Consider the following 12,240-nt stretch of genomic DNA (forward strand, 5'->3'; position numbering starts at 1 on the left):
AGCCTGCTCGCGAAGGCGTCATTTCTGACGCAGCAGGGCTCAGGGGTACTTACGCTTATCCGGCGCCGGCGGGAAGTACTGGTACAACCAGGTCTCGCTCAGCGTCCGGTCCTTGGAGCGAATGAACAGGCGCATCTCCACCGGGTCCACGCGGTCGTCGGTCGGGTACCAGTCGAAGGTGATGCGATAACCCTTGATCGCGTCCAGCACCAGCACGTTGAAATCCTTGACCTCGCCGTGGGAGCAGGTCACCACCGGCTCGATGCCGGTGCCCGGTGGCAACTGATCGAGACCGCCACCGGTGAAGTCCACCGCGAAGCGCCGTGCCCAGACGGTGGGGTAGTGTTCGCCGGGAGCCCAGCCTTCGATGAAGCCGCCCATGCCGGAACGGGTGGCGTCGACGCGGGCCAGGTCCGTGCTGACCGGTGGCAGGGCGCTCCAGTAGAGTTTGTAGCCATAGTTCAACGAATCGCCGGCAGCGACCGGTTTTTTCGGCGTCCAGAACGCAACGATGTTATCCAGGGTCTCGCCGGTGGTAGGAATTTCCAGCAGGTCGACCGAGCCTTCGCCCCAAGCGGTCGTAGGTTCGACCCACAGGCTTGGCCGTTTGCTGTACCAGTCCACGGTGTCCTGGTAACTCTCGAAGTCGTGGTCGGTCTGCACCAGGCCGAAACCTTTCGGGTTGTTGTCGGCGAAAGCATTGAACTGCAGGGTGGCGGGGTTGTTCAGCGGGCGGCAGACCCACTCGCCGTTGCCGCGCCACATGGCCAGGCGGTCGGAGTCGTGGATCTGCGGGTGAATGGTGTCGCACATGCGTCGCTCGACGGTGCCGCAACTGAACATGCTGGTCATCGGTGCGATGCCCAACTGCTCGATGGCGGTACGCGCGTTGACGTGCGCGTCGACTTCCATCACCACTCGGGTAGGCTGGCAGTCGATGTCAAAGCGGTAGGCACCGGTGGCGCTCGGTGAGTCGAGCAGGGCATAGACCACGAAGCGGGTGCTGTTCTTGTCCGGCGTTTCGAACCAGAACTTGGTGAAGTCCGGGAATTCCTCGCGTTTTTTCGCATACGTGTCGATGGCCAGGCCGCGGGCAGACAAGCCGTACTGGCCGGTGGCGTCCACCGCCCGGAAGTAACTGGCGCCGAGAAACGAAACGATGTCGTGCCGGTCCAGCTCCGGTGCCTTGAACACCCGGAACCCTGCGAACCCGAGGTCGCCGGTGAGCTGCGACGTATTGACCGTGGTCTTCTCGTAGTTGAACAGTTCCGGGCGAAAGTGTACTTCACGCGCCATGCGGGTCTTCGGGTCGACACTGTACATGCGCACCGGCTGCTTGAAGCCCATGCCGACATGGAAAAACTGCACGTCCAGCTTGCCGTCCAGTTCATTCCATAGCGAATGATTGGCGTCGTACTGGATGGCATTGAACTGCAAGGGGGACATCTGCGCCAGCGTCGGCGGCAGGACTTGCTTGGTGTCGACGTAGCGGCTTGCGGCCAGTCGCAGGGCCTGGTCTTTCAATTGGTTGAAATCGAAGGGACGGGCTTCGCCGTCGGCGGTCTGATCGGCAGCCCAGGCACGTGCGGCCATGAGCCCGGAGGCCGACAGTCCGGTGTAGGCGGCGAAGGCCATGGAGGCCTTGAGCAGATTCCTGCGGTGCATAAATACAACCTTATCTGAAGACAATCCCGAGCCGATCCTGGCAACAGAGACTGGTAAAGGAGTTCGGACATGCCTTTGGCCAAACGCGACGAACGTTAGAACAGATGCCTGAGAGCTGGATCGGTTCACCGAAACGCAAAATCATAGGGGAAATGCCCGCTTGGAGAGATGGGAAAGCGTGGCTTGGTTAAAAATTCTTACAGTTATTTCTGTTTTTGTGAGGATTCGGGAATTTTTTGCTCAATTACTTTATGACTGTCTTTACGCTTTGAATCGACGTAACGAAGGACAACCCATGACCAAAATACAGAGCATTACCGAGATACTGGGGATCTTTCCTGGCCTGACCAGAACACGGAGCAAACGCCCGCTCAGCCTGGAGGAAGCGAGGCTGGTCGAACGTTATCGAGAGTTGTCGGAAAGCGACCGGATCGCCATGCGTTATCTGATGGATGCGATGGGCCGTGCTTCGCGGTTTTGAAAGTCGTCGCAACGGGGCTAGCAACCGGCCGCCCTTATCATGCTGACCAGTCCTGAGAACGTTCGCTGCGTTGATGCAGTATCCGCAAGACCTGTAATTGTCCGTCCTTGAGCCGATAGGGGGCAACGAACGGGTAGCGCGTCAGCACCAGCTCCCGAATATCGGGGACCACTGAAGGACGCCCCGAGCCGGGAAAACGTTGCAGTTGGCGCAGCGATTCCAGAATCGTGGCGATGACATCGTCCGCGCCTTCTGCGCCGAGTGCGCTTTGGTAATGTTCGTGGATCGAGTCGAGGTCACTTTGTGCTTTGTTGGTCAGTACGATGCTCGGCACGCTTTGCCCACTTAGCCTTCACGGCATCCAGATCGGTCAGATTCCCGGCGTCGGCATCCGCTATGCCTTCGCTGATCGCTTGCAGGTGCCAGGACTCGGCCTCTACGTATCGAACCAATGCACGCTTCAGGTGATATTGACGGTCGCGGTCGGTGGCGGCAGCCAGCAAGTCCAGCTGTTGGGCCAAACCTTCTTCCACGCGGAAGGACAAAACGGGCGAGGCCATGGGGATCTCCAAAGTGTATACGTTGTAGACACCCTAGGCGGTACCAGGTTTTCCGTCAACCGGCGAGCGTGCGCCGATCGACGAAAACCTTAGCAGGACGAACTCATGGCAGGCGTTGGCATGTGTTGCCAACATTGTCTCGTATCAATGCTTGAACATCACATGCCGCACCACCGTGTAATCCTCCAGCCCATACATCGACATGTCTTTGCCATAGCCAGAACGTTTCTGACCGCCATGGGGCATTTCGCTGACGAGCATGAAGTGCGTATTCACCCAGGTGCAGCCGTATTGCAGGCGTGCCGACAAGCGATGGGCACGGCCGATGTCGGCGGTCCACACCGATGAGGCCAGGCCGTAGTCCGAATCGTTGGCCCAGGCCAGCACTTGTGCTTCCTCAAGGAATGGCGTGACGGACACCACAGGACCGAACACTTCGCGGCGGACAATTTCGTCGTCCTGCTGGACGTCGGCCAGCACCGTCGGTTCGAAGAAGAAGCCGTTGCCGTCCACGGCCTTGCCACCGGTGACCAGGCGGATGTGGGGCTGGGCGATGGCCCGCTCGACGAAGCCGGCCACGCGGTCGCGGTGCTGAGCGGTGATCAACGGTCCCATCTCGGTATCGGGTTCGTTCTGCAGGCCGTACTTGATACTGGCGACGGCGGCGCCGAGTTTTTCGACAAATTTGTCGTAGATGCCTTGCTGGGCATAGATGCGGCAGGCGGCCGTGCAGTCCTGGCCGGCGTTGTAGAAGCCGAAGGTGCGGATGCCTTCCACCGCAGCACCAATGTCGGCGTCATCGAAGATGATCACCGGGGCCTTGCCGCCCAGCTCCATGTGCGTGCGCTTGACGCTCTCGGCGGTGCTGGAAATGATGTTCGAGCCTGTGGCGATGGACCCGGTCAGGGAAACCATGCGGACTTTCGGGTGCGTGACGAGCGGTTGGCCGACGGTTTGCCCGCGTCCGAAAACGACGTTGAGCACACCTGCCGGGAAAATTTCCGACGCCAGTTCCGCCAGGCGCAACGCGGTCAGTGGCGTCTGTTCCGACGGCTTGAGCACCACCGTATTACCGGCGGCCAGGGCCGGGGCGATTTTCCAGGCGACCATCATCAACGGGTAGTTCCACGGGGCGATGGAAGCGATCACGCCCACCGGGTCGCGACGGATCATCGAGGTGTGCCCCGGCAGGTACTCGCCGCCCGCCGAGCCGTTCATGCAACGGCTGGCGCCGGCGAAGAAACGGAACACATCGGCGATCGCCGGGATTTCATCGTTCAGCGCTGCGCTCAATGGCTTGCCGCAGTTGTCCGATTCGAGCCTGGCCAGTTCTTCACCATTGGCCTCGATGGCATCGGCCAGCTTGAGCAGCAGCAGGGAGCGGTCCTTGGGCGGCACTTGCGACCAGGCATCGAAAGCGCTGTCGGCGGCGCGCACGGCGGCATCGACCTGGGCTTCGCTGGCTTCATTTATTTCCACCAGGACCCGGCCCAGCGCCGGATTAAAAACGGCCTGGCCAGGGCCGTCGCCGTTCACCAGATGGCCGTTGATCAACAGTTTGGTTTGCATAGTGTTGTCCTCATCGAAGCAGTTCTGTGTCTGCTGGAACCGGTCCCTGTGGGAGCGAGCTTGCTCGCGATAGCGGTCTTACAGTCGACATCTGTGTTGAGTATTTGTCAGTCATCGCGAGCAAGCTCGCTCCCACAAAAAGCCCTTTTACTTCCCACCACTCCCCGCCACGCTCTCCCCACCGCGCGTCAGGTAATACGCGCCGAGTATCGGCAGCATCGTCACCAACATCACCAGCATCGCCACCACATTGGTCACTGGCACATCGCGAGGGCGGCTGAGCTGGTTGAGCAGCCAGAGCGGCAGCGTGCGCTCATGACCGGCGGTGAACGTGGTGACGATGATTTCATCGAACGACAAGGCAAACGCCAGCATCCCGCCGGCCAGCAGGGCCGACCCCAGATTAGGCAGGACGATGTAGCGAAAGGTCTGCCAGCCGTCGGCGCCCAGGTCCATCGACGCTTCGATCAGGCTGTGGGAGGTGCGGCGCAGACGGGCGATGACGTTGTTGTAGACGATCACCACGCAGAAGGTCGCATGACCGACGATGATGGTGAACATGCCGGGTTCGATGCCCAGGGTCTTGAACGTCGCCAACAGCGCGATGCCGGTGATGATCCCCGGCAGTGCAATTGGCAGGATCAGCATCAGCGAGATACCCTGCTTGCCGAAAAAATCACGGCGGTACAGTGCCGCCGACGCGAGTGTGCCGAGCACCATGGCGATCAGGGTGGCGACGGCTGCGATCTGCAATGACAACCTGATCGCCTCCAGCACGTCCGGGCGCGAGAAGGCGACGCTGAACCACTTCAGGGTCAGGCCCTTGGGTGGGAAGCTGAACGCAGCGTCTTCAGTGTTGAAGGCATAGAGGAAAATGATCAGGATCGGGAAATGCAGGAACACCAGCCCGCCCCATGCCGCGATCCGCAAGCCCCACGAAGCCTTGGAGTCAGAGTGCATCGAAAGCCCCCAGTCGCTTGACGACAGACAGATAGATGGCAATCAGCACGATGGGCACCAGCGTGAACGCCGCGGCCATGGGCATGTTGCCGATGGCGCCTTGCTGGGCGTAGACCATGCTGCCAACGAAGTAGCCCGGCGGGCCCACCAGTTGGGGCACGATGAAATCCCCCAGGGTCAGCGAAAAGGTGAAGATCGAGCCGGCGGCAATGCCCGGGATCGACAGCGGCAGGATTACCTGCATGAAGGTCTGGCGTGGCCTGGCGCCGAGGTCCGCCGAAGCTTGCAGCAGCGATGGGGGCAGCCGTTCCAGGGAGGCCTGGATCGGCAGGATCATGAACGGCAGCCAGATGTAGACGAACACCAGGAAGCGCCCCAGCTGCGAAGTAGACAGCGTGCTGCCACCGACGCCGGGAATGCCCAGCACGAACTGCAACACCGGCCCCAGCCCCAGGTGCTGGATGAACCACTGCGCCACGCCGCCCTTGGCCAGCAGCAGTGTCCAAGCGTAGGCCTTGACGATGTAGCTGGCCCACATCGGCAGCATCACCGCGATGTAGAAAAACGCCTTGGTCTTGCCGCTGGTGTAGCGCGCCATGTAGTAGGCGATCGGGAAGGCGACAATGGCGCTGGCGATGGACACCGCGATCGCCATGGTCAATGTCCGCGCAATAATGTCGAAATTCGACGGCTGGAACAGCGCCGAAAAATTCGCCAGGGTCAGGTCCGGCGTGACCGCCATGGTGAAGTCGTCGAAGGTATAGAAGCCTTGCCACAGCAAGGTCAGCAGCGAGCCCAGGTAGATCGTGCCAAACCAGATCAGCGGTGGCACCAGCAACAGCGACAGGTACAGGTTGGGACGCCGGTACAGCAGGTTCGAAAAGCGTCGCAACGGCGTACCGTGTGTCTCGGTTCGAGTCATGGCCAGGGTGCTCATCTCAGGCCTCGCTGCCGGCGGTATCGTGCAGGGCAACCATTGCCTCGCGGGCCCAGCGTACGGCGAGATGCTGGCCGGTATGGTGCTGGGCGCCGCTGTCGTTCCATTGGCTGTTGGCTTGGCTGAGGCTCAAGGTCTGGCCGTTTTCCAGCTTCAACTCGTAGCGCGTGGCGCTGCCCTGGTACTGGATGTCGTGAAGCAGACCGCTGACTTCGATTTCATCGCCGGCCAGCGGACCTTCGGCAAAGCGCACATGTTCCGGGCGGATCGAGAACGGCTGTGGATAACCGCTCAGTTGCCTGGCCAACTCACCGCGAATCACGTTGGAAGTGCCGACGAATTCGGCGACGAAGGTGGTGGCCGGCTTCATGTACAGGTTGCGTGGGGTATCGACCTGTTCGATCCGGCCCTTGTTGAACACCGCCACGCGATCGGACATCGACAGGGCCTCGGTCTGGTCGTGGGTAACAAAGATGAAGGTGATACCCAGCTGGCGTTGCAGTTTTTTCAACTCGCTTTGCATCTGTTCGCGCAGCTTCAGGTCGAGCGCGCCCAAGGGCTCATCCAGCAGCAACACACGCGGGCGATTGACCAGCGCGCGGGCCAGGGCAACGCGCTGGCGCTGGCCGCCAGACAGTTGCACCGGCTTGCGTTCGCCATAGCCGCCCAGGGCAACCATCTCCAGCGCTTCATCGGCGCGCCTGATGCGCTCGGCCTTGGCGACGCCTTTGACTTTCAGGCCGTAGGCGACGTTGTCGCGTACGTTCATGTGCGGGAACAGGGCGTAGTCCTGGAACACCGTGTTGACGTCTCGCTGATACGGCGCGAGCCCGACGGCTTCCTCTCCGTGGATGCGAATCGAACCGGCGCTGGGCTGCTCGAACCCGGCGATCAGCCGCAGGCAAGTGGTCTTGCCCGAGCCGGACGGGCCGAGCATGGAAAAGAACTCGCCGTCCTGGATGTCGATGGAGACCCGGTCAACGGCCTTCACCTCGCCGAACTGACGGGAAACGTGAGTGAACTGGACTGCGAGCGTCATGGTGCGGTGCTCCAGAAAGCGGGGCGGATATGAAATCTCAACGGTTGGAACGCGGTCCCGTGGCGAGGGAGCTTGCTCCCGCTGGGTGGCGCAGCCACCCCAAAACCAGCCGATGCGGTGGGCAGGTCATACCGCGTCGGTCGGTTTTGGGCGTGCTGCGCGCGCCAGCGGGAGCAAGCTCCCTCGCCACAGGGCTAACCATGTCCCCCCGGTCCAAACAGGTGACTGCGACTTAGCGCCCACCCATGATCGCAATGTAATCCTGCGTCCAGCGGCTGTACGGCACGAACTTGCCGCCCTCGGCTTGTGGGGTTTTCCAGAAGGCGATCTTGTCGAACTGGTCGAACCCGTTAGTCTTGCAGCCCTCGGCGCCGAGCAGTTCGCTTGCCTTGCACGCCTCGGGCACAGCCGGCAACGAGCCGAACCAGGCGGCGACGTCGCCCTGGACTTTCGGCTGCAGCGACCAGTCCATCCATTTATAGGCGCAGTTGGGGTGCTTGGCCTCGGCGTGCAGCATCGTCGTGTCAGCCCAGCCGGTGGCGCCTTCCTTGGGGATGGTCGAGGCGATCGGCTGTTTTTCGTTGATCAGGCCGTTGACCTGGTATGGCCAGGCGCCGGATGCGACCACGCCTTCGTTCTTGAAATCGCTCATCTGCACGGTCGTGTCATGCCAGTAGCGGTGGATCAACGGCTGCTGGGCACGCAGTAACTCCAGCACGGCCTTGTACTGGGCCTCGTCGAGTTGATACGGATCCTTGATGCCCAGCTCGGGCTTGGCGGTCTTGAGGTAGAGCGCCGCGTCGGCGATGTAGATCGGCCCATCGTAGGCTTGCACCCGGCCCTTGTTCGGCTTGCCGTCGGGCAGGTTCTGCGCCTCGAACAGGACGCTCCAGCTGGTCGGCGCTTGCTTGAATACTTCGGTGTTGTACATCAGTACGTTCGGCCCCCACTGGTACGGCGTCCCGTAGGTCTGTTGGCTGACCACGTACCACGGCGCGTCCTTGAGGCGCGGGTCGAGGTTTTTCCAGTTGGCGATCAACGCGGTGTTGATCGGCTGCACGCGTTTGCCGGCAATCAGCCGTAGCGAGGCATCGCCCGACGCGGTGACCAGGTCGTAGCCGCCCTTGGTCATCAGGCTGACCATTTCGTCGGAGGTGGCGGCGGTCTTGACGTTGACCTTGCAGCCGGTTTCTTTCTCGAAACCAGTGACCCAGTCGTAGGCCTTGTCGCTTTCGCCGCGTTCGATGTAGCCCGGCCAGGCGACGATATCCAGTTGGCCTTCGCCAGCGCCAATGGCCTTGAGCGGTTCGGCGGCCTGGAGGCTGGCGCTGGCCAGCAGCGCCGTGGTGATTGCACTGAGCAATGCGGTCTTGTGCGCGTACATGGAAATCCCTCTTGCTTTAATTATGGTCGGGGCAGTTTTCGAACGAGGTGAAGCGCCATGGCTGGCCTGTTATTAGAGTAGTGCTGTTCCCTACAGATGCTGGCCGTGGCGGGCCATGATGTGGCGCACCACGCTGTAGTCCTGAAGCGAATCGCTGGACAGGTCCTTCCCATAGCCCGAGCGTTTCAGGCCGCCGTGGGGCATTTCGCTGACCAGCATGAAATGACTGTTGATCCAGGTGCAGCCGTATTGCAGCCGCGCCGCCACCTGCATCGCCTTGTCGAGGTTCTGGGTCCAGACCGAGGAGGCCAGGCCGTATTCCGAATCGTTGGCCCAGTCCACCGCCTGGCTGAGTTCATCGAAACGGGTCACGGTGACCACCGGGCCGAATACTTCGCGCTGGACGATCTCGTCGCTTTGCTTGCAGCCCGCCAACAGCGTGGGCTGGTAATAGAAACCGGCGCCGGAATGCACCGCCGCGCCGGTGATGCGCTCGATATGCGGCTGGCCGAGGGCACGCTCGACGAAACTGGCGACGCGGTCGCGCTGGCGGGTGCTGATCAGCGGGCCGATTTCGTTGTCGGCGTCGCGCTTGCCGGCAAAGCGCAGGCTGCTGACCGCCGCGCCGAGTTCAGCCACCAGCCGGTCGTGAATCCCGGCCTGGGCGTAGATCCGGCACGCGGCGGTGCAATCCTGGCCAGCGTTGTAGTAACCATAGGTGCGTACACCCTCGACCACTGCCTGCAGGTCGGCGTCGTCACAGACGATCACCGGGGCCTTGCCGCCCAGTTCCAGATGCGTGCGCTTGAGGGTTTTTGCCGCGGCCTGGAGGATTTTCTGGCCGGTGACAATATCGCCCGTCAGCGAGACCATGCGCACCTTGGGATGGCTGACAAGATGGCTGCCGACACCTTCGCCGCCACCGCAGATGATGTTGATGACGCCGCGCGGCAGGATCTCGGCCAGGATCGGCGCCAGGGCCAGGATCGACAGCGGCGTGTGTTCCGAAGGCTTGAACACCAGGGTATTGCCGGCGGCCAGGGCCGGGGCGATTTTCCAGGCCGCCATCATGATCGGGTAGTTCCAGGGCGCAATGGACGCCACCACGCCAATCGGGTCGCGACGCACCATGCTGGTGTAGCCCGGCAAGTATTCGCCGCTGAGCTGGCCGGTCTGGCAGCGTACGGCGCCGGCAAAAAAACGGAACACATCCACCGTGGCGCTCAGGTCGTCCTGACGCGCCAGGTGCAGTGGCTTGCCACAGTTCAGGGATTCGAGAAGGGCCAGGTGGTCGGCATTTTTTTCAATAGCGCCGGCGATCTCCAACAGCAGGTTCGAGCGTTGCTGCGGCGTGGTGCGCGACCAGCCGTCAAAGGCCTGATGAGCCGCGAGGATCGCGGCTTCGACCTGTTCGGTACTGGCCTCGGCGATATGGGCGAGCACTTCACCGGTGGCCGGGTTGAGGATCGGCTCGACAAAGCCCTCGCCGGGTACGCTTTCGCCGTCGATCAACAACGCTGTACATAACGGGGTTTGCGTGCCGGCCATATTCGCCTTCTCTTTTTTATAACGGTGAACACAGACCCTGTGGGCGCGAGCTTGCTCGCGATAGCGGTATGACAGGCAGCATTAAATTGACTGAAAGACCGCTATCGCGAGCAAGCTCGCTCCCACAATGGCCCGCTCCCACATTGGATTGTGGGGGCTGCAGCAAGACTAGTGCCCCGTCGCCAGGCCGACAAATTCGAAATACTCAAGGCAGCATTCGATTAAATAGATGGCTTGCGTCCGTGGGGCTGTTCGCGGGCAATAGCCAGGAACGGGTCGACCGAGGCCGGGCGTGCCGTGCCTCGGCGCCAGGCGAGTCCGACATCCAGCGTCTGGTTGAGGTCGGCGATGGGTCGTGCCTCGATGATGTCGCCTTCCAGCGACCATGGGCGGTAGGTCATGTCCGGTTGGATCGAAACCCCCAGCCCGGCCGCCACCAGGCTGCGTACCGCCTCGGTCGAGGCGGTACGCAGGGTGATCTGCGGTTGCAGGCCGGCACCGCGCCACAGGCGTTGCGCGTTGCGATCCATCTCGTCGACGTTCAGTTGGATCAACGGCTCGCGAGCCACATCCACAAGATTGATGCTGTCGTGTTCGAGCAGCGGATGCTGGGCCGGCAGCCACAATCGATGGGGCGAGTGGGTCAATACTTCGGTCTGCAGGGCGTGGCGGTCTTCCAGGTTGGACAGGATCAGCACGCCGACGTCGATTTCGCCGCTGACCAGCAGATGTTCGATATAGGGGCGTTCGTCCTCCATCACGCGGATGGCCACATTGGGGTAGGCGCGCTGGAAACGGGTCAAGAGGTCCGCCAGATAGTACCCGGCGACCAGGCTGGTCACGCCGATGGTGACCTGCCCGGCAACCTGATCGGTGCTTTGTTGCAGGCTGCGCTTGGCGTTGTCGACGGTGGCGAGTATCAGGTGCGCCTGACGCAGGAACTGATGTCCCTGGTGGGTCAGCGTCATGCCCTTGGCGTGACGGTTGAACAGGCTGACGCCGATTTCCTCTTCCAGTTGCTGGATGGCCAGGGTCAGGGTGGATTGGGAAATGAACGCGGTTTGCGCGGCGGCGGAAATCGAACCGGTTTCGGCTACCGCGATGAAATGACGGATCTGGCGCAGGGTCATCATTGTTGGATAGCCAGGAGACGTATTTATCGATGTCTTGGAGTGTATATCGTTTTTATCGAATGGCTGCGGCTGCCTTCAAATCACCGGCAAGTCCGTAGGCAACATCTCGAAGCAATCTGGCCGAGGGCGGTGGGGCACTTTCGATCTACGCTGGGGGCCTTATGATCCGGTTAACCCGAATGCGTGGAGGCAGCAAATGAACACCCGTGGATTGCTCGATCAGTTACTCAAGTCCGGTCAGGAGATGTTGCAGAACAAGGCCGGCGGCTCCCAGGGCAAGTCGTCCGGCGGTCTGGGTGGTTTGCTCGGCGGCTCCGGCAACCTTGGTGGAATGCTCTCCGGCGCAGGGGGCGGGGCGTTGGCGGCCAGCGCCATGGGGTTGCTGCTGGGCAACAAGAAAGCCCGTAACTTCGGCGGCAAGGCCCTGACTTATGGCGGCCTGGCTGCATTGGGCGTGATTGCCTATAAGGCTTATGGCAACTGGCAGGCCCAGCAGGGCAATGCGCCGAAAACCGAACCGCAGACCCTCGACCGCGTCCCACCGGCGCAGGTCGAACAGCACAGCCAGGCGATCCTCAAGGCCCTGGTCGCGGCGGCCAAGGCCGACGGCCATGTGGACGAACGCGAGCGTCAACTGATCGAAGGCGAATTCACCAAGCTCGACAACGACCAGGAACTGCAACATTGGCTGCACGCCGAGCTCAACAAGCCGCTGGATCCCAGCGACGTCGCCCGGGCGGCCAGCACACCGGAAATCGCCGCCGAAATGTACATCGCCAGCGTGATGCTGGTGGATGAGGAGAACTTCATGGAGAAATCCTACCTCGACGAACTGGCGCGACAACTCAAGCTGGAACCTGGGCTAAAGGCGGAATTGGAAAAGCAGGTGCGTCAGGCGGCTGCCTGACCTGTCTCAGGAAATAATTTTGTGATATTTGAACAATAATTTCCCACCACTTCCCTG

Annotated in this window: 12 protein-coding genes; 2 read left to right on the forward strand and 10 right to left on the reverse strand. The window is 61.6% G+C overall.

Translation table 11 applies throughout. The features are described from left to right. Positions 1-39 precede the first annotated feature (39 nt). Positions 40-1,665 (reverse strand): glucan biosynthesis protein D, encoded by a 1,626-nt coding sequence (locus J3P96_RS05840; protein ID WP_434655967.1) that lies wholly within the window; start codon positions 1,663-1,665, stop codon positions 40-42. Between the two features lie 295 nt (positions 1,666-1,960). Here J3P96_RS05840 and J3P96_RS05845 point away from each other — a divergent pair, with 295 nt between their 5' ends. Next, complete coding sequence (locus J3P96_RS05845) at positions 1,961-2,146, forward strand: hypothetical protein (protein ID WP_434655970.1); 186 nt, start codon at positions 1,961-1,963, stop codon at positions 2,144-2,146. Between the two features lie 37 nt (positions 2,147-2,183). Here the strand turns inward: J3P96_RS05845 and J3P96_RS05850 are convergent, their stop codons facing one another. The 9 genes from J3P96_RS05850 to J3P96_RS05890 all read right to left on the reverse strand — a co-directional run bounded on the left by J3P96_RS05850 (position 2,184) and on the right by J3P96_RS05890 (position 11,276). Next, positions 2,184-2,480, reverse strand: a complete 297-nt coding sequence (locus J3P96_RS05850) for a type II toxin-antitoxin system RelE/ParE family toxin (protein ID WP_434628626.1) — start codon at positions 2,478-2,480, stop codon at positions 2,184-2,186. Further along, entirely contained in the window at positions 2,443-2,706 is a 264-nt protein-coding gene (locus J3P96_RS05855) for a CopG family ribbon-helix-helix protein (RefSeq protein ID WP_434628628.1), read from the reverse strand. Before J3P96_RS05855 ends, J3P96_RS05850 begins: the two co-directional genes overlap by 38 nt. Positions 2,707-2,850: 144 nt before the next feature. Then, positions 2,851-4,275 carry a gamma-aminobutyraldehyde dehydrogenase gene (locus tag J3P96_RS05860; protein ID WP_434655973.1) on the reverse strand — a complete coding sequence of 475 codons (1,425 nt, stop codon included), beginning with the start codon at positions 4,273-4,275 and terminating at the stop codon, positions 2,851-2,853. Positions 4,276-4,422: 147 nt separating this feature from the next. Further along, complete coding sequence (locus J3P96_RS05865; protein WP_434655975.1) at positions 4,423-5,235, reverse strand: ABC transporter permease; 813 nt, start codon at positions 5,233-5,235, stop codon at positions 4,423-4,425. Next, on the reverse strand, positions 5,225-6,172 hold the full coding sequence (locus J3P96_RS05870) for an ABC transporter permease (protein WP_434655978.1): 948 nt from the start codon (positions 6,170-6,172) through the stop codon (positions 5,225-5,227). The genes J3P96_RS05865 and J3P96_RS05870 overlap by 11 nt, the downstream gene beginning before the upstream one ends. Position 6,173: 1 nt before the next feature. Beyond that, positions 6,174-7,211 carry an ABC transporter ATP-binding protein gene (locus J3P96_RS05875; RefSeq protein ID WP_434628636.1) on the reverse strand — a complete coding sequence of 346 codons (1,038 nt, stop codon included), beginning with the start codon at positions 7,209-7,211 and terminating at the stop codon, positions 6,174-6,176. 232 nt (positions 7,212-7,443) lie between these two features. Further along, positions 7,444-8,595, reverse strand: a complete 1,152-nt coding sequence (ydcS, locus tag J3P96_RS05880; RefSeq protein WP_434628638.1) for a putative ABC transporter substrate-binding protein YdcS — start codon at positions 8,593-8,595, stop codon at positions 7,444-7,446. Between the two features lie 90 nt (positions 8,596-8,685). Next, the gene (locus J3P96_RS05885) at positions 8,686-10,143 is read right to left on the reverse strand and encodes a gamma-aminobutyraldehyde dehydrogenase (RefSeq protein ID WP_434655980.1); all 1,458 of its coding nucleotides are present in this window, start codon (positions 10,141-10,143) and stop codon (positions 8,686-8,688) included. Between the two features lie 221 nt (positions 10,144-10,364). Continuing rightward, the gene (locus J3P96_RS05890) at positions 10,365-11,276 is read right to left on the reverse strand and encodes a LysR family transcriptional regulator (RefSeq protein WP_434655982.1); all 912 of its coding nucleotides are present in this window, start codon (positions 11,274-11,276) and stop codon (positions 10,365-10,367) included. 196 nt (positions 11,277-11,472) lie between these two features. On the opposite strand from J3P96_RS05890, the gene J3P96_RS05895 reads away from it, so the two are divergent. Then, positions 11,473-12,183: a tellurite resistance TerB family protein gene (locus J3P96_RS05895; protein ID WP_434655985.1), complete on the forward strand. Its 711-nt coding sequence runs from the start codon at positions 11,473-11,475 to the stop codon at positions 12,181-12,183. Positions 12,184-12,240 lie beyond the last annotated feature (57 nt).

The sequence above is a fragment of the Pseudomonas sp. R3-56 genome (assembly GCF_051132075.1).
In the GTDB taxonomy this organism is placed as follows: Bacteria; Pseudomonadota; Gammaproteobacteria; order Pseudomonadales; family Pseudomonadaceae; genus Aquipseudomonas.